The sequence below is a fragment of the Fusobacterium sp. genome (assembly GCF_030528405.1).
GTDB lineage: Bacteria > Fusobacteriota > Fusobacteriia > Fusobacteriales > Fusobacteriaceae > Fusobacterium.
Genome location: NZ_JAUMYY010000001.1, coordinates 29,929 through 48,189, shown reverse-complemented (window position 1 = coordinate 48,189; position 18,261 = coordinate 29,929). Strand labels below are relative to the sequence as shown.

Sequence of the window (18,261 nt, the reverse complement as noted above, 5' to 3'; positions counted from 1 at the left end):
CACCCTAATTATTTTTTAGGAACTGTTGCTAACCATTTATCCATAACTTCGTCCCCAACTTTCTTTCTCCAATTATCATATACGGGTTTAACTTTTTCTTGAAAAGCTACTATTTCATCAGCCGTTAATTCTTGGACAGTAGCACCTTCATTTTTAAATCTTTCTATGTATTTTAACTCATTTCCTCTTTCTTCATCTCTTTGTTTCTTTGCAATTTCTTTAACTGCTTCCTCTAAAGTAGTTCTTAAGTCTTGAGGTAGTGAATTTATCCAATCTAAAGAACAAACTATCGGAAATGGAGAACTTGCATGGTTAGTCAATGTTATATAAGGAGCTATTTTATGCAATGAAAAGTCATTGAATACACCTAATGAGTGATCAAGTGCATCTATCGTCCCCTGTGATAGTGAAGTTATAACTTCTCCCCATGACATAGGAGTTGGATTTGCTCCCATAGCATCCCACATAGCAACATTTAATTCATTTTGAGCAATCCTAACTTTTTGACCTTTTAAGTCATCTGAATTATGGTAATTCTTTTTAACACTGGCAACTTGTCTCATTCCATTATAATACATATCTATACAATAATAACCTTGTTTTGCCAAATATTCATTGAATACTTGCAATCCACCATTTTCAAAAGTTCCCTTTATCCAATCTTCATAAGTTGGATATAAATAAGGTAAATCTATACATGCAGATTCTGGACCAGCTGCTGCTGTAACTGCTGCCGATAAATCAAACATCATAGTAACAGTACCTAATTTTACTCCTGCTACCAAGTCTGGTGTATCTCCTAATTGTCCATCAGGATAAACCTCAATCTTGAATTTTCCTGGAGCTTTTTCCTCTAAAATTTTTCCTAGCTCCAAACTCCAAATATTTGTAGAACGAGAACTAGAGTCTGTATGACCTATTTTTATAACTATAGGTTCATCAGCTTTTTGTGTCCCAGAACCTGAATCAGAAGGACGACAAGAAAACATAAAAGTTGCTGTAAAAATTACAAATAAAAAACTTAAAAACTTTTTCATAACATACCACATCCTTTTAAATTTATTTTTAATACCAGCTATGATTTTATTATACAATATATATATAAATTGTCAAAATAATTTTAACTATATATTGTAATTTTTTATTACATTTAAATTTAAATATTTTCATATTTTTTTATTATCTATTTCTTATATTATCCAATTCATTTAAATTTTCTACTTCTATAATTTCAATTCCATTTTCTTCAAGTTTCTTTCTAAATACTGCAATTCCCATATAAGCCATAAAAATTGAAACGATTGGATTTATTAAACTTAAAAATACGTATGGAAAATATGAAAAAGTAGGCACTCCTAAAGTAGCTGATTGATATGCACCGCAACCATTCCAAGGAAACATTGGTGACCATAATGAACCACCATCTTCTAAGGTCCTTGAAAGATAATATCTCTCTAATCCCATATCATCATAAACTTTATAAAACATTCTTCCAGGTATTATATTTGCTAAATATTGATCTGTTAAAACAAAATCACAAAGAATCCCTGTTACTATAGTCGTAGCTACAAGACTTCCTACAGAATGTACATATTGAATCAATTTTTCTAGTATTACCTCTGTAAATCTAGCTTTTTCTAAAATTCCACCAAAACACAGAGCAAATATAATAAGGGAAATAGTCCATAACATTCCATTTACTCCTCCTCTAGTAAGCAGTTTATCTACAATTGCAATATTTGTTTCACCCACATAACCATCTTGCAACACATTTAATACATCTACAAAACTTGCATTTTGAAATATTATTGCAAATATTCCACCCACAATTGTTGCAATTAAAAGAGAAGGTATTGCTGGAACTTTTTTTACTGCTGTTATAAGTACAACAATTGGTGGTATTAATAGCCAAGGACTAATATTAAAACTTGAAGAAAGAGCATTTTTTATTAAAGTTATATTTTCTAAATTAACTGTAGAACTATTATATTTCAGCCCAACAATGAAATATAAAACTAATGCAATTATAAAACTGGGAACTGTTGTATACATCATGGATTTCACGTGAAGATATAAATCAGTTTCTGCTGCTGCCGCTGCGACATTTGTACTGTCAGATAAAGGAGAAATTTTGTCTCCGAAATATGCTCCTGATACAACCATACCTGCTGTTAGAGCTGGATTTATCCCCAAACCAGTTCCTATCCCCATAAGTGCAACACCTATTGTTCCTCCTGATGTCCAAGCACTACCAGTTGCTACTGATACAATAGCACATAGGATACAACCTGTAGGCAGAAAATATTTAGGCGAAATCAACTCTAAACCATAAAAGATCATAGCTGGTACAGAACCTGCTAAAACCCATGAACCTATAAGCATTCCTACTATCATAACAATAACTAAGGCTTCCACAGCACGGTAAATACTTTCAATCATTCCATCTCTAATTTCAAACCAAGTACAACCTACCTTTAATGCCATAATTCCTGCAAGTACGGTTGATATGACAATAGGTATATGAGGATCAATTTTTAAAACTATCATTGAATAAACAATAATAATTGCCATTCCTATAATCGGAACCAAAGCTTCCCAAATTTTAGGTTTTCTTATTACAATCATATAAATACCCCCTTAAAATTTAATAGTTATTTTCATACTTATTCTTTATAAATCTTATAAAAGGAGAAATTAAAACAAAAAGAGCTTATTAAAATTAATGATTAAATAAGCCTTATAATTGTTAATGTCCAAAAACTGCAGTAATCTGGTATATTTGTGACCTTAAAAACTTAAAAAATCTATTTTATAGTAAGCTCTTTTATTTTTATTGTAATACTGACGCATATTTTATTTTTTCTAAAATATTCAATAAAGGCAAGTACTTATTTAACAGCTATAACCTCTATTTCAACTTTTACGTCTTTTGGTAGTCTTGCCACTTCTACACAAGCTCTTGCAGGTTTTACATCTCCCAGATATTTTTCATAAACTCCATTTATTTTAACAAAGTCATTCATATCTTTGATAAAAACAGTAGCTTTTACTACATCTTTAAAATCATAACCAGCTTCTTTTAAAATAGCTCCAACGTTTTCTAAAGATTGTGTTGTTTGTTCTTCAACACAGTCAGAAATTAAAGTCATTGTGGATGGTACAAATGGAATTTGCCCTGACACATAAAGGGTTCCATTTACTTCAATCGCTTGAGAATAAGGTCCAATTGCTGCAGGTGCATTTACAGTGTTAATAATTTTTTTCATTATAAATCAACTCCTTTATAAAATTAATAATTTTAGTTGCTCATCTATAGCTTTTTGCTGCTCATCAATTTTTATTGATTTTACTAGTAAAATTTTATGTTTTTAGCTTTTTGACAACTTTAGCTGCTCATTTATAGCTTTTTGCTGCTCATCAATTTTTATTGATTTTACTAGTAAAATTTTATGTTTTTAGCTTTTTGACAACTTTAGCTGCTCATTTATAGCTTTTTGCTGCTCATCAATATTTTTTTATTAATAATACTACTTTTCTATTTTCATTTGAATATAATTATGAATATCCTTCTCTATTACTCCTAATTCTATCAATCTCTTTAATCTTCTATTTACAGTTGCTGTTGATTTTAAAATTTCTTTTTCAATTTCTTTTCTGTTGGTTCTTCCTCTTCCAGTAATATAAATTAAAATATTTTTATCTATTTTATCAAATGTTTTCCATAATTCTTCTGACACCATTTCTTCTAATCTAATGCTTTGCCTCAACTTCCTCATAACAATATTGTTTTTTAATACTAACTTTACACTTTCTCCAGTTTCATAATATTCTGGTTCATCTAGAAAAAATATTTTCATTTCTTCATAAATTCTTTTTACACCTTCATTTAGTTCTCTTACCCATCCAAATTCAGTCAATACTCTTGCAATTCTTGAGTTTCTTGAATATCTTGTTTCTTTTATATTCTCTAATGTAACTATACTTGGCAATTTACCTGGACTCAATATTTCTAACCTATCATCATACATAGAAACAACAATATGAATTCCTTGAAGTGAGTATTCTCTATGAGTTACTGCATTTACAATTCCTTCTGTCCATGCAAATTCAGGGTATTCTGGAATTGTCTTAAATTTACCACTTTCCTTATCAAGACTTATAAATTCTCTCAACTGAGTAGAAATGAAGTTAATTGCTTTCGGAATTATATTTAATATACAATCTTCTATGTTTTGGTCCTTTAAAACGTTCATTCTTGTGCCAACTTCCATAGAGTTACCCTCATATCTAATAAATCTGACTCGACAATTAGGATAAAATTGAAAAATATTTTTTGCGAATAAAAGTAATGCACCATTTGTTAAATAATTTTTTCCTTTTTCTTTAACTAAAAAACCTCTGGCTCTTAAAACTTCCTCTACTTTTAGATGTTTAGCTGATATTTTTTCTTTATATTCCTCTAAAAGTTTGAAATCTAAATCTTCTAATGTGGCATATTCATTTATCTCATCCTCGTATTTTCTTCTATTCTTAGCATATTCTAAATTTATTAAATCTTCACCTCTAAGTTCTTTAGTCTTGTTAGCAATTCTTAGATATGTTTTATTATCTGTTGTACGGATTATTCTATTTATTTCAGTTTCAATATGAAATATAACAATTTTATCTTTTTTTCCTTCTTTGTTAATAATTTCAAGCTCTTCAACATCATAATTAGGCATAGGCGAACAACAGTTTTTAGGTGCTGAAATGATATTATTATAATCTTCAATTGATATATTTATAAAACCCTCAAATTCTCTATTGTCACTAACTCCAACAACGATTACTCCACCTCCAGCATTAGCGAAAGCTGAAAAATGAGTTGCTAAATCTTTGGATTTTATTCTTGAAGATTTAACATCAAAATATACATTTTCAGGAGTGGTCTTTATATAATTAATATCAATTAAAGGATTTATTTTTGATCTTCTCACTATTTTTCTCCTCTATTAAAACAATCTCTTATCATATCCCTTATTTCTAATGCTTTTTTAGGATTCCCCTCTTTTGTTGATACAGCAATCTGAAAATCTTCTGTCTCAAAAATACTTGAAAATCTTAAATTCATATCAGTTTTTGAACTTATGTTATTAACTAAAATATTTCTGGATATGCATAGTTCAGAAATATATTTATTCATTTTCTCATCTGATGTAGCGGCAACAACTAAAAAAATATCCTTTAAATCTTCCTCTTTAAATTCTCTTTCAATTTCTAAGAAAATTTTTTTATCCTTTAGTAATTTTTCAAAGTTTTGTTCCTCAACAGTTCTTGTTATAACTTTTATATTACAGCCCTGTTTTACTAGTGTCTCAACCTTTCTGAATGCAATTTTCCCAGCACCTACTACTAAAACATTTTTATTTGTCAAATCAATGCTTACTGGAAAAAATTTACTTTCCATTTTTTTCTCCTATTTTCTTAAATGCCTTTTCAATAGAAACTAAAGTTTTATCTAAATCTTCCTTAGTATGAGCCAATGATAAGAAATGTGCTTCAAACTGTGAAGGCGGAACTATTATACCCTCTTCAAGCATAGTATTGAAATAAATAGAAAAGTTCTCTGTATCTGATTTCAAAGAATCATCTAAATTCTCAACCTTATGACTATCTGTAAAAAATATTGTGAATAAAGAACCTAAGTGGTTTAAACAAATATTAACCGAATATTTTTCTGCCAATTTATTTATTCTTTCAATAAGGTATATAGTTTTTTCTTCCAATTCCTTATAAACTTCTTTTTTATTTTCTTTTAAGTATTTTATAGTTGCAAAACCTGCTTTTGCTGAAATAGGATTTCCTGACAAAGTTCCAGCATGATACACTCTGCCAACTGGAGCAACCAAATCCATTATTTCTTTTTTGCCGCCAAAGGCACCAACAGGATAACCTCCACCTATTATTTTACCAAGAGTTGTTAAATCTGGGCTGATGTTAAAGTATTCCTGTGCTCCACCTAGAGCTAGTCTAAAGCCTGATATAACCTCATCAAAAATTAGAATAGTTCCTGTTTTCTTTGTTATTTCTCTAACTTCTATTAAAAATTCTTTATGCGTTTCTATAAGCCCCATATTAGCAGGAATAGGCTCTATAATTACACAGGCTATATCTTCATTTAGAAGTAATTTTTTCAATTTTTCTATATCACCAAAAGGCAAAGTTAAAGTATCTTTTATCACTGCATCAGTTATACCATTACTATCCTGATAGCCATCTGTCAAAAGACCTGAACCTGACTTTACAAGTAAGGCATCAGAATGTCCATGATAACAACCCTCAAATTTTAAAATTTTGTTTCTCTTTGTATAAGCTCTCGCAAGTCTTACTGCTGACATAGTAGCCTCTGTTCCAGAAGTTGTAAGTCTAACTTTCTCAATAGAAGGAACTGTTTCTATAATTAGCTCCGCCAAATCAACTTCATATTTCGTTGGTAAACCATAAGAACTTCCATTTGCTATTATTTCATTTACAGCTTCCAAAACTTTTGGATGATTATGTCCCAATATCAATGGACCCCAAGAACAAATATAATCTATGTACTCATTTCCATCTTCATCCCAAATCTTTGCTCCCTCACCTTTTTTTATAAAGATAGGTGCTTCTCTATTCACAGATTTAAATGCTCTAACTGGACTGTTAACTCCTCCTGGTATCAATTCAAGAGCTTTTTTATATAGATTTTTTGAATTTTCGAATTTCATTCTTATCTCCTACAAATTTATTTCTTTAGCCATTTTGCTATGTCTTTAGCATGATAACTTATTATTATTTCAGCTCCTGCCCTTTTCAGTGCAAACATATTTTCTATAACTATTTTCTCTTCATCTATCCAACCATTTTGAGCAGCAGCCTTAACCATAGAATACTCTCCACTTACATTATATGCAACAACAGGTAAATCTGTTACTTCTGAAACTTTTTTTATAACATCCAAATAGGCCATTGCAGGTTTTACCATAATAAAATCTGCTCCTTCTTCTGTATCAGCTTCAACTTCTCTGTAGAAATTTTTATTATTTCTAAAATCCATCTGATAAGATTTTCTATCTCCGAAACTTGGACAAGAATCTGCTGCCTCTCTAAAAGGTCCATAATAAGCTGATGAATATTTAACACTATAAGCCATAATAGAAATATCCTTAAAATTATTCTTATCAAGCTCAGATCTTATTTTTAAAATTCTACCATCCATCATATCAGATGGTGCTATTATATCTGTACCAGCCTCAGCATGAGATAACGCTATCTTAGCTAAGTACTCTAAAGTTTTATCATTATCTACATCATAATTATGTAAAACTCCACAATGACCATGTGATGTATACTCACACATACATACATCTGTTATTATTAAAAACTTATCTCCATAATTCTTTTTAATTTGTCTTATTGCTCTTTGTACTATTCCATCCTTAGAATAAGCTTGGCTACCTATCTCATCTTTGTGTTCTGGTATCCCAAAAAGTAAAATTGACTTTATTCCTAGTTTCAATAGTTCATCTAATTCCTCATTCAATCTATCAAGCGAATATCTAAATTGCTCAGGCATTGATGGAATTTCAGATTTTATATTTTGTCCATCAGTAACAAAAATAGGGTAGATAAATGAACTTATATCTAAATTTACATTTTTTACCATTTCTCTTAAAAGAAAGTTTTTCCTAAGTCTTCTTGTCCTTGTAAACATTTTTTTCCTTTCAAATTAAATTAGTATTTCTTATTTAAAATAATAGCATAAGTTTTAAAAAATATAAACAATTAAATAAAAAAGGTTGAAGTCTATTAAGTAAATCTTTAAAATACCGTTTACAATAGCTCCAACGCCTTTTTTATTTATATTGTCAATTCAATCTGGTTTTCTTCAATAGCTAAAATACAACTTTCATAGTAGCCATCTCCTGTTGTTCTCGGACCACTTAATACTTCATAGCCATCTCTTTTTAATATTTCAGTTAATTCATCAACTTTTTCTTTAGTTCCTAAGCTAAAAGCTATATGAATTAAACCTGTTCTTTGTAAATATTTTTTTTCATTTTGAATATTTGGCTTTGTCATTATTTCTAACCTTGCTCCATCATCAAAAGAAAGAAAATAAGACTTGAAATCTGTATTTTTATTATGATAGATTTCGTTTGATTTTGCACCCAGATACTTTATAAAAAATTCTTTTACTTTCTCTAAATCATTTACATACATTGCTATGTGTTCTATTTTCATCTTATAGCTCCTATCTGAAAATTATATCAAGCAAACCATCTGCTGTATATGTTTCTGCCTCATAAGCAACTTTCATTCCTAATCTTCTTATAGTTTCACTGGTCATAGGTCCAATTGATGCAATTTTTTTATCTCCTAGAATAAAGAAATCTCCATCTAAGCTTTCATAAAATGCCTCAACTGTTGATGAACTTAAAAAAGTTATAATATCCACATCTTTTATTTTTTCTACAAGTTCTTTTTTATCAACTTTCAATTTTTTAGTTTTATAAGCTACAAGTTTTTCATAATTTCTATTATATAACTTATTATATTTTTCTATATCGCAGGGAGAAATATCAGATGTAACTATTAAAATATTTTCATTTTCACTTGTAAAATTAACTACTTCTTCTGCCAATTTATCTACCAAATACTCGTTAGGCATAAAATCTGGAACTATTTTATATCTTTCTAAAACTTCTTTTGTTTTTACTCCAACTGCTCCAATTTTTATATTTGCTAGCTTCCTAATATCTTTTATATTTTCAAAGAATGCCTTTACTCCATTGGGTGAGTTAAATAGAATTGCCTTATATTTCACTAAATCTTCCATATTTATTTTTAAGTTTTCTATCTCTATAAGGGCTAATTCTAAAGAAATGCCTCCTCTTTTAGAAATATTCTGAGACATTTCAATAGCCTGTTTTTTATCTCTGGTTACCAATATTTTTTTAGCAGGATTTTTATTTTCAAACCATTTAAAAGTTTCTCTTAAGTTTACTACATCCCCAATTATTGTTATAGCTGGTGGATTTATTTTATTTTCCTCAGCTAACTTCAGTATATTTTCCAAAGTTCCAACTGTCACCCTCTGATTTTCAGTTGCACCTTTTTCTATAACGGCAACTGCTGTTTTAGGACTTTTTCCATATTTTATCAAATCATTTACTATCAGATCTAAGTTTTTAACTCCCATTAAAAAGACTAAAGTCCCCTCAAGTTTAGCTATATTTTCAAAGTTATGCCACTTTCCATTTTCCATAGTGTGACCTGTAAAAACATGAAAAGATCTTGCAAGTCCTCTATGTGTTACAGGTATTCCTGCATAGGCTGGAACGGATATTGAAGATGTTATACCAGGAATCAATTCAAATTCAATTTCATTTTCTACCAAGGCTTCAATCTCTTCTCCACCTCTTCCAAAAACAAAGGGATCTCCACCTTTTACTCTTGCAACATTTTTACCTTCAAGACATTTTTTCACAAGAGTCTGATTTATTTCATCTTGAATTAAACCACCTTCTGTATTTCCTTTCCCAAGATATATAAGTTCTGCATCTTTCTTAGCAAGTTTCAATATATCTTTACTAATTAATCTATCATATATAATACAGTCGGCATTTTCTATTATTCTTTTTGCCTTCAATGTTAAAAGCTCAAAATCTCCGGGACCTGCTCCAATTATATATGCTCTTCCTCTTTTCATTTTTTCTCCTCTACTTTATGGTAAAAAGAACAAGTTACTAAATGATCATTTACCATTCCTATTGCCTGCATAAAAGCATAAATTATGGTACTGCCTACAAATTTAAAGCCTCTCTTTTTTAAATCCTTACTTATTTTATCAGATAGTTCTGTTTTAGCAGGAACTTCTTCAATCTTAGTCCAAGAATTATTAATTGGTTTATTATCTACATAAGCCCATAAATAGCTATCTAATGAACCAAATTCTTCACAAAGTTTAAAATACTTCTTAGCATTATTGATAACAGCATTTATTTTTAATTTATTTCTTATTATTCCTTCATTTTTTAAAAGACTTTCTACTTTTTTATTCTCATATTTTATAATAATATTAGGGTCAAAATCATCAAATGCTTCACATAAGGTATCCATTTTAGAAAGAATAGTAGTCCAACTTAAACCAGCTTGTTTTCCTTCTAAAATTAGCATTTTAAAAAGTTTTTTATCATCATGAACAGGTATCCCCCATTCTTCATCATGATATTTTTTTTCTAATTCACTTTTATTTGCCCAATCACATCTTATTAAATTTTTCATAAAAACTCCTATTGTATAGTTCCTTTATTAATTTTACTTTTTATTTCTTCAGCTGCCACATATGCAATTTCTTTTCCCTTTGATAAATATTCCTCAACAACGGCTTTAATTTGCTTTCCTCCATCAGAATAGACAGCTGTAAATTTTATTTTATCTCCATTTACCTGTGAATAACAACCCATGGGAGTATGACAACCTCCATCGAAAATTTTTGAAAATTCTCTCTCTATTTCAACTATTTTAGCTGTTTTCTCATCATGAATACAAGTTAAAAGTTCTTTTATGAAGCTGTCATTTTCTCTACACTGTATATACAGTGCTCCTTGAGCTGGAGCAGGTGGAAAGATTGTTCCATCTAAATATTCCGTTATCCTATCTGCAAGCCCTACTCTCTTTAGTCCGGCTGCTGCAAGAACTATTGCATCATAGTCCTCTTCTTCAAGTTTTTTAAGCCTTGTATGTATATTTCCTCTCAAATGTTTAATTTCTAAATCTTCTCTTACTGTCTTCATATTCATAGTTCTTCTAAGTGAGCTTGTTCCTATCTTTGCTCCTTTTGGAAGCATAGGAAAAAGCTTACCTTCTTTTGAAACTAATACGTCTCTTACATCTTCTCTTTCAGAAATAGCACCACAGATAAGTCCCTTCGGTGAAATTGAAGGCATATCCTTCATAGAGTGAACTGCAATATCTATTGTTCCTTCTAATAATTCCTGTTCTATCTCCTTGGTAAAAAAACTTTTTAAAGATTTATCACTATTTTCCCAATTTGATTTTAAATCCTTATCGCCACTTGTAGTTATAGGCTTTATTTCAAAATTATATTCTGGATAGAAAAAAGAAAGATTTTTCTTCACTTCTTTTGCTTGAGCAAGAGCTAATATACTACCTCTAGTTCCAATAATTATTTTTTTTTCCAAAGCTATTCTCCTTTTCTATATTTAGACGAATTTTCTATTTTTTCGATTAATTTTTTATGTTGTTCTTCTATAAGGTACGAATATTCTTCTAAAATTTTATCTCTATTACAAACATTCTTTCTATAAATTTCCCATATATCATCTAAGTTAAAAATACTTATATTTTTGTGAAGTGCTAATCTTTCATCGACATCTCTTGGTACTGCTAAGTCTAAAAATAGATATTCCCTATTTCTTTGCATTTTATCTACAAATTTTTCATATTCAACAACATAATGAGATGCAGAAGTTGCACTTATTATTATATCTGCTTTAACTAAACCTTCATATTTTTCTCTATAATCAATTAAATTCACACTTGGAAATTTATCCTTTATTTGCTCTGCTGTATGATAAGTTCTATTTGTTATAAAGATATTTTTTAAATTATCCTTTAATAAAATTCTTAGAATATCTTGTGATAAATCTCCAATCCCTAAAATAAAAATATTTTTCTGGCTTAGATTATCAAATTTTGATTTTATAAACTTTAAAGAAATTGCTTCTAAAGAAAGAGCATTATGAGCTATATTACTCTCTGTTCTAAATTTTTTACCTAATTCTACCGCTTTATTAAAGATAATATTTATTAATTTAGAACTATGTTTATTTTGAAGTGCTTCTGAATACGAAAATTTAATTTGTGTTAAAATTTGATCTTCACCTTTAATAATTGAATGAAAACCACAGCTAAGTTTAAATAAATAATCTACAGCTTCTAAAGCTCTTTTCATATAGATATTTTTTAAAGAAAAAAATTCTTTTATTTCTTCACAATTTATTTTATCTTCTAATTCCAAATAAAATTCAACTCTAAGACAGGTAGATAGATTTACATAAGCTTTTATTTTTTTTTCTAAAAATAATTTATCTATTATCTGTTTAGGTTTTGTTTTTATAAATCTTTCCCTCTCATCTAAGGAAAGGCTCTCATGTGATACCCCTATAACAATAAAATTTTCTAAATTTGACATATCGTTTCCCTTCTTTTATTTAATAACTTCTAATAGTATATACTATTTTTTAAAAAAAATTAATAAATATATTTTAATTTCAAAATTAAAATGTATTTAACTAAATCTAAATTATTATTTTTTTCATAAAAAACAAAAAATTAAATATAAAAAATTTTTTTAATTTCTAAAATAAATAAAATAGTTATCATATATTAAAAAAGAGTAAACTGATAATCAACTAGTTTACCCTTTATTTTTCTATTATAGCAAGTTTTCTTTTCTCAATTTCTTCTAAAAATATTTTAGAAATTAAATCTATTTTCTCTATATTAACTATTTTAATCATAAGCCTATTTTTATTATTCATCCCTTCTAAAAGTTTTAGCAAAATATTAATCAGTCTAACATCAGGAGGTGCAATTAATAATTCATCTGTAATGAACTTTACATTAATATATCCTAAATCTTTTATCTCTCTTTTATTTAAGTAATCCTCTATATTTATTCTTTCTGTAAGTCTATCTAAAAAATTACTTATCCAATAATATTTTACTTCGCCTATACAATGAGTCTCTATAATTATCTCCTTTTCGTTTGTATTTAATCCTTTTCCTTTTTCAATAATTATATTATGTTTGTCTTTTCTTATATCTTTAGATTTTAAATCTAAGTATTTTCTTTCTAACTCTTCAGAAGGCGAAATTCCTAAAAATGTCATAAGCCTTTTTTTAAAATTATCATAAAATATAATAGCTGAGCTCCTTTTTCCACTTTTTTCATATATTTCTATCATTCTAAGAGCAATTTCTTCATCATAGGGTTCTATGTTCGCTAATTCCTTAAGAATGTCACTGCACTTTTCAAAATTTTTTTCTATTTCATACAGCTCAACTAATTTTAATAAAATTTTTATTTTTTTGTCTTCAAAATAACTTCTTTCTAAAATTATATTCTCATTAAATTCTTCACAATTCTTAAAGTAAAAACCTTCAAAAAAATCACCACTAAATTTATTTCGTAATTCTTCTAATTCCTTGATAGTTATTTTTTCTTTTATTTCAAATGCTTTAATATCTATTATATCACAGCTAAAAGTATAATTTATATTTATCCCACAGTGGCTTCTTCCTGTATTTAAAAATTTATTTCCATTTTTATCTATACCTATAGCGTTTCTTAACTGCCAAAGATTAAAACGGAGATTAAATTTTCCAGAATCCTCAGAACTATCTGGCCAAAGATATGAAACTATTTTCTCTCTATTTAATGGTTTATTTTTATTCAAAACTAATAAACTTAAAAGTGCCTTTGTTTTTGCTCCAAATTTATTTGTAATATTTTCTCCATCATATTCTATTTTTACTTTACCAAGAAATTTTATCTCTAACATATGAACTCCTACTAGATTACACTATGAAGTATTTTTCCAGATTTTATTGTACATAAAACCTTTACTTTATCGATATTCTCTATGTCAATTTTAAAAATATCTGTATCTAAAATTATAATATCAGCTAATTTCCCAACTTCTAAACTTCCCTTAGCATCTTCTTCGAAAATAGCATATGCCGCATTTATTGTATACATCTTTAAAGCTTCATACAAACTTATTCTATGCTTTTTTACAGGGTGATTTACTGCAGAATAAATTCCTATGAAAGGATTATATTCGCAAACATCACTATCTGAACCCCCACATAAAATAACTCCTTCATCTATAATTTCTCGGAATTTATTTGTTTCTATATATTTCTCCCCTAATCTTTGAGAATACATTTTTTCTGGGCCTCCCCAATATTTCTCATAAGTGGGATTCATAGAAAATATTATTCCCAAATTTTTAGCTCTTTTTATCTGTGAGATGCTAGCAAGTTCTACATGCTCCATCCTGTGCCGCAAACCTTTTATTCCTGTTTTTTCCATTGCATATTCATGAGCATTTAAAGCTGTTTCTATGGCCCTATCTCCAATAGTGTATAAAGATAACTGTAGTTTGTTGAGATAGCATTCTTCTACAAATTCATTTAATTCTTTTTGTGAAAAAATTAGACAGCCCATTTCTCCTGGACAATCATTATATTCAAATGTCAAGGCTGCTGTTCTAGCTCCCATAGTTCCATCTATATAAAGACTGCCTCCTATTCTATTTAGTTTCTTCTCCCTCACTTTATCTAAATCAAGACATTGATAAAATAATACAATATCAACAGGAAAATCGGCTATATGCTCATATATAAAGTTTGCATCTTTATCACTGTACATATAGCCACCTTCCATAGCATTCACTGTTGTTATACCAACTTCAAGGAGTTTGGGTATAAGTTTTCTAATATTCTGCTCTCTATTTTTATTTGGATAACTATTTAATATATTAGTTCTTAAAGTTGCATTTGCCTTTCCTCTAAAAATTCCTGTTGGAGCACCTTTAGAATCCACTTCTATTCCATCAATACGAAATGGGATTTTATAATATAAAAGTCCATAAGTATTTAGTATGCTAGCTTGGTAATCTAAATTATTTATCCAAATAGGTATTTCGTCTGAAAATTTATCGAGAATTTTTCTGTCTGGAAATTTTTTTTCTTTTAATTTTTCTTTATCTAATCTGACTCCAAAAATACATTCTTTAGAATTTGAACTAGCTTTTTTTATTTTTTCTCCTATCTCACTAAAGGAGCTTACATTTTGTAAATTTACTCCCTCTTCATTCATTGCAGTTTGCACAAGATGAAAGTGGCTATCTATAAATCCTGGTAAAACAGTCTTCCCTTTTGCATCTAATATAATTGTAGTTTCTTTAATAAGAGAATTATAATTTCCTCCATTATCAATAGCAATTATTTTTTTTTCTTTTATTGCTAACCATTCAAAAACTTTTTCATCATTTAAAGTTACACACTTTGCATTCTTTATGATTATATCTGCATACATTTTTTATTCCTCCAGAAAAATCTTCACTTTTATTTTATCATAAAAACACAATTTCCTGCTACATAAGTTTGTTCTACTTTTATATCTTTTATCTCATTCATATTTATTGTAAACAAATCTTTTTCTAATACAACTAGATCTGCAAATTTCCCAATTTCTAAGGTACCTAATACAGTCTCCTGACCAGTTGCGTAATGAACATTTTTTGTATACATACACAGAGCTTCAAACACACTTAACCTTTCTTCTGGTAAAAATCCTTCTTTTGGGTATTCATTCATATCTTGCCTGTTAACAGCTGCATAAATACCTTTCAATGGTTCATAAGTTTCAACAGGGCAATCAGAACCACCAGTTTGTATTAATCCAGCTTGTTCCATAGTTTTTAGAGCAAAGGAACCTTTTAATCTTTCCTTTCCTATTCTATCCTCTATCCAATGTAAATCTGTACATAGAAATATAGGTTGTATATCTAAAACTAAAGGTAATTTTTTCATTCTATCTACTAAATTTTTATCTACCATCTGAACATGAATTATTCTAAAAGGTAGTCTTTTCTTCTGTTCTTCTTCAGTCATTCCCTTTTCTTTTGTTGTTTTTAATGTATATTCAATAGCAGTTAAAGTCATATCCAAAGCTCTATCTCCTATTGCATGTATTGCAGGTTGTAGTCCGTGTTCATAACCCGTCAATATTTTATTATTTAGTTCTTCCTGTGTAAATAACATAAATCCACTATTTTCTGGATCATCACTATAAGGCTCTTTTAATGCTGCTGACCTTGAACCCATTGAACCATCTGAAAATATTTTATAAGCTCCCAATTGAACTTTTCTATAAGGATTATTTAATTTCTCTTCTGTTAAAACTTCTGGTTCAAATAATTCGTCAATACAAACTGTAATTCTAAGAGGTAATTTATCTTCTTTTTCAAAGTTCTTATAAATTTCTATGTCTTCATTGTATTGCCATATTTTTGCCGCATAGGTATGAATGGTTGTGATTCCTTTACTAGACATATCATTTAAAACATCTTGCATAATTTTTACCTTTATATCTGTGTCTTTTAAAGGATCAGGCAAGATATCATCGAAAACTTTTGTGCTTTGTTCTCTTAAGATTCCGTTTGGCATTCCATTATTATCTAATTCAACAATTCCACCACTTCCTGCTTGATAATTTTTACCAATTCCCACTATTTCTAATGCCTTAGAATTAGCAACAACAGCGTGAAGACAACATCTTTTTATAATAATTGGATTTTCTTTACTAATTGAATCCATTTCTTTTAAGCTTGGAAACCTATTTTCTTTCCATTTATTTTGGTCAAAATTTACACCTTTAATCCAATCTCCTTTTTTTACATTTTTAACTTTTTCTTTCATTAAATTAATCATTTCATCTATACTATAAACTTCTGATAAATCAACAAATGTCAAATTTTGACAATAGGCATATAAATGCAAATGAGAATCTGCCATACCTGGAATCATCATCTTTCCCTTTAAATCTATTAATTCTTTTGAATTTAATTTTTTCGCTTCTTCATCTGTTCCTAGAAAAATAATTTTTCCGTCTTTTATTCCTAAAGCTTCAAATTTTTCTTTTTCATTTCTCATGGAATATATTTTTCCATTTATAAATAACTTATCTAGCATTAAACATTCACCTCTTTCTTAGGATTTTCTTTCCAAACAAATATTCCTGTTAAAGCATAGAAAGCTGCTATCAAAGGAACAACATATAACAAAACGCAATAAACAGCATAATCTATTGTTTTTACTCCTAAAACACCAGAGAAATAAACTGCTCCTAATGACCAAGGTAATAGAGGATCTAAACATATTCCTGAATGCTCACAAGTTCTTGAAGCCACTGATTTTTTTATCCCCAATCTTTCATATCCTCCAATAAACATTCTTCCTGGAATTAATATAGAAACATATGGACTTGCTGAAAGCATTATAGTCAAAAAGCCTGTTGCTATATGAGTTAAAATTAAATTTCTACTATTTTTTGTTATAGTTTGTACACTATATAATAAAGTATTTAAAACTCCAGTTTTTTCTAATATTCCCCCATAAGATAAACCTAAGTATCCTATTGATACTGTCCACATCATTGATTGTAAGCCACCACGATTTAACAATTTATCAACATCAAAATTTCCAGTGTCAATTTTAAAGCCATAATTCATATAGCTCATCATATCTATAATTGAGTATTTTTGTAATATCACTGCTATAAACATAGCTACTATTGCTGAAACAACAATTGTAGCCAAGGCATTTACCTTTCTTAAGGCTAATACTAAAACTAAAATCATAGGCAATAAACTAATTATGGCATTAATAGGACTTAAATTAAAATTATCTGATAAAACATTTAACATTCCATCCACTGCTTGACTGCGAATTTCTCCTGAATTAAATTTTAGATCTAAAAAAATAAATACTACAATTGTGATAATAAATCCTGGAACAGTAGCTGTTGCAACACTTTTTATATTATCAAATATATTTACTTCACAAGTTCCAGCTGAAAGATTTACTGTATCAGATATCGGTGACATCTTATCCCCAAAAATTGCTCCACATATTACTGCTGCTGCTGTCATTCCAGGCGAAATTCCTAATCCACCACCAATTCCCATAAGTGCAACACCAAATGTTGCTGCTGTTCCCCAAGAGGTCCCTGTACATAATGTTGCTATTGCACAAGTGAGAGTAGCTGTTACTAAAAAAATTGATGGAGATATTAATTTTAAACCATAATAAATTAAAGTAGGAATAGTTCCTGCTGCTATCCAAGCTGGAATCATAACTCCAATAAACATAAGTATCATCATGGATATTGTTGCAATCTTACAGCCATGTATAATCCCCTCTTCTATTAGTTCAAATTTGTTTTTATTGAAGATAATAAGCATAGCTGATGCAAAAACTGAGGAGAAAAATAAAGTCATATGTACATCTGGTTCGCCTTTTACTATTAATTGCAGCAAAAATGACACTACTAAAAAAATAACAATACTTAAGCATAACCATAGAGGTGGTTGTTTTAACTTTTCTCTACCTTCCATTAAAATCATCTCCTTCATAATAAAATTTTAT

16 protein-coding genes are annotated in these 18,261 nt (G+C 28.8%); all 16 read right to left on the bottom strand.

The features are described 5' to 3' along the window. Positions 1-8 precede the first annotated feature (8 nt). Positions 9-1,037 (bottom strand): TRAP transporter substrate-binding protein, encoded by a 1,029-nt coding sequence (locus tag Q4A58_RS00215; protein ID WP_303115339.1) that lies wholly within the window; start codon positions 1,035-1,037, stop codon positions 9-11. 142 nt (positions 1,038-1,179) lie between these two features. Then, positions 1,180-2,625 carry a Na+/H+ antiporter NhaC gene (gene nhaC, locus Q4A58_RS00210; protein ID WP_303115337.1) on the bottom strand — a complete coding sequence of 482 codons (1,446 nt, stop codon included), beginning with the start codon at positions 2,623-2,625 and terminating at the stop codon, positions 1,180-1,182. A 263-nt stretch (positions 2,626-2,888) separates the two neighbouring features. Then, positions 2,889-3,266, bottom strand: a complete 378-nt coding sequence (locus Q4A58_RS00205; protein WP_303115335.1) for a RidA family protein — start codon at positions 3,264-3,266, stop codon at positions 2,889-2,891. Between the two features lie 261 nt (positions 3,267-3,527). Next, positions 3,528-4,976: an ATP-binding protein gene (locus Q4A58_RS00200; protein WP_303115333.1), complete on the bottom strand. Its 1,449-nt coding sequence runs from the start codon at positions 4,974-4,976 to the stop codon at positions 3,528-3,530. After that, positions 4,976-5,446: a bifunctional precorrin-2 dehydrogenase/sirohydrochlorin ferrochelatase gene (locus Q4A58_RS00195; protein ID WP_303115330.1), complete on the bottom strand. Its 471-nt coding sequence runs from the start codon at positions 5,444-5,446 to the stop codon at positions 4,976-4,978. The genes Q4A58_RS00200 and Q4A58_RS00195 overlap by 1 nt, the downstream gene beginning before the upstream one ends. After that, positions 5,436-6,743, bottom strand: a complete 1,308-nt coding sequence (hemL, locus tag Q4A58_RS00190) for a glutamate-1-semialdehyde 2,1-aminomutase (protein WP_303115327.1) — start codon at positions 6,741-6,743, stop codon at positions 5,436-5,438. The genes Q4A58_RS00195 and hemL overlap by 11 nt, the downstream gene beginning before the upstream one ends. Before the next feature lie 17 nt (positions 6,744-6,760). Further along, on the bottom strand, positions 6,761-7,729 hold the full coding sequence (gene hemB / locus Q4A58_RS00185) for a porphobilinogen synthase (RefSeq protein WP_303115324.1): 969 nt from the start codon (positions 7,727-7,729) through the stop codon (positions 6,761-6,763). Between the two features lie 146 nt (positions 7,730-7,875). Continuing rightward, positions 7,876-8,259, bottom strand: a complete 384-nt coding sequence (locus Q4A58_RS00180) for a VOC family protein (protein WP_303115322.1) — start codon at positions 8,257-8,259, stop codon at positions 7,876-7,878. Between the two features lie 10 nt (positions 8,260-8,269). Then, positions 8,270-9,727, bottom strand: a complete 1,458-nt coding sequence (gene cobA / locus Q4A58_RS00175) for a uroporphyrinogen-III C-methyltransferase (RefSeq protein WP_303115321.1) — start codon at positions 9,725-9,727, stop codon at positions 8,270-8,272. Beyond that, positions 9,724-10,302, bottom strand: a complete 579-nt coding sequence (locus Q4A58_RS00170; RefSeq protein ID WP_303115319.1) for a DNA-3-methyladenine glycosylase I — start codon at positions 10,300-10,302, stop codon at positions 9,724-9,726. The genes cobA and Q4A58_RS00170 overlap by 4 nt, the downstream gene beginning before the upstream one ends. A gap of 8 nt (positions 10,303-10,310) precedes the next feature. Further along, positions 10,311-11,222 carry a hydroxymethylbilane synthase gene (gene hemC, locus Q4A58_RS00165; protein WP_303115318.1) on the bottom strand — a complete coding sequence of 304 codons (912 nt, stop codon included), beginning with the start codon at positions 11,220-11,222 and terminating at the stop codon, positions 10,311-10,313. Positions 11,223-11,224: 2 nt separating this feature from the next. After that, positions 11,225-12,235: a glutamyl-tRNA reductase gene (gene hemA, locus Q4A58_RS00160; RefSeq protein WP_303115317.1), complete on the bottom strand. Its 1,011-nt coding sequence runs from the start codon at positions 12,233-12,235 to the stop codon at positions 11,225-11,227. 232 nt (positions 12,236-12,467) lie between these two features. After that, positions 12,468-13,607 (bottom strand): BTAD domain-containing putative transcriptional regulator, encoded by a 1,140-nt coding sequence (locus Q4A58_RS00155; protein ID WP_303115315.1) that lies wholly within the window; start codon positions 13,605-13,607, stop codon positions 12,468-12,470. 11 nt (positions 13,608-13,618) lie between these two features. Next, positions 13,619-15,148: an amidohydrolase gene (locus Q4A58_RS00150; protein ID WP_303115313.1), complete on the bottom strand. Its 1,530-nt coding sequence runs from the start codon at positions 15,146-15,148 to the stop codon at positions 13,619-13,621. Between the two features lie 29 nt (positions 15,149-15,177). Further along, on the bottom strand, positions 15,178-16,806 hold the full coding sequence (locus Q4A58_RS00145; RefSeq protein ID WP_303115311.1) for an amidohydrolase: 1,629 nt from the start codon (positions 16,804-16,806) through the stop codon (positions 15,178-15,180). Then, positions 16,806-18,230, bottom strand: a complete 1,425-nt coding sequence (nhaC, locus tag Q4A58_RS00140) for a Na+/H+ antiporter NhaC (protein ID WP_303115310.1) — start codon at positions 18,228-18,230, stop codon at positions 16,806-16,808. The genes Q4A58_RS00145 and nhaC (Q4A58_RS00140) overlap by 1 nt, the downstream gene beginning before the upstream one ends. Positions 18,231-18,261 lie beyond the last annotated feature (31 nt).

Bases quoted from the DNA above. Each gene is read 5' to 3' on its own strand.
- Q4A58_RS00215 (WP_303115339.1), bottom strand. From the start codon at position 1,037: ATGAAAAAGTTTTTAAGTTTTTTATTTGTAATTTTTACAGCAACTTTT.
- nhaC (WP_303115337.1), bottom strand. From the start codon at position 2,625: ATGATTGTAATAAGAAAACCTAAAATTTGGGAAGCTTTGGTTCCGATT.
- Q4A58_RS00205 (WP_303115335.1), bottom strand. From the start codon at position 3,266: ATGAAAAAAATTATTAACACTGTAAATGCACCTGCAGCAATTGGACCT.
- Q4A58_RS00195 (WP_303115330.1), bottom strand. From the start codon at position 5,446: ATGGAAAGTAAATTTTTTCCAGTAAGCATTGATTTGACAAATAAAAAT.
- hemL (WP_303115327.1), bottom strand. From the start codon at position 6,743: ATGAAATTCGAAAATTCAAAAAATCTATATAAAAAAGCTCTTGAATTG.
- hemB (WP_303115324.1), bottom strand. From the start codon at position 7,729: ATGTTTACAAGGACAAGAAGACTTAGGAAAAACTTTCTTTTAAGAGAA.
- Q4A58_RS00180 (WP_303115322.1), bottom strand. From the start codon at position 8,259: ATGAAAATAGAACACATAGCAATGTATGTAAATGATTTAGAGAAAGTA.
- cobA (WP_303115321.1), bottom strand. From the start codon at position 9,727: ATGAAAAGAGGAAGAGCATATATAATTGGAGCAGGTCCCGGAGATTTT.
- Q4A58_RS00170 (WP_303115319.1), bottom strand. From the start codon at position 10,302: ATGAAAAATTTAATAAGATGTGATTGGGCAAATAAAAGTGAATTAGAA.
- hemA (WP_303115317.1), bottom strand. From the start codon at position 12,235: ATGTCAAATTTAGAAAATTTTATTGTTATAGGGGTATCACATGAGAGC.
- Q4A58_RS00155 (WP_303115315.1), bottom strand. From the start codon at position 13,607: ATGTTAGAGATAAAATTTCTTGGTAAAGTAAAAATAGAATATGATGGA.
- Q4A58_RS00150 (WP_303115313.1), bottom strand. From the start codon at position 15,148: ATGTATGCAGATATAATCATAAAGAATGCAAAGTGTGTAACTTTAAAT.
- Q4A58_RS00145 (WP_303115311.1), bottom strand. From the start codon at position 16,806: ATGCTAGATAAGTTATTTATAAATGGAAAAATATATTCCATGAGAAAT.
- nhaC (WP_303115310.1), bottom strand. From the start codon at position 18,230: ATGGAAGGTAGAGAAAAGTTAAAACAACCACCTCTATGGTTATGCTTA.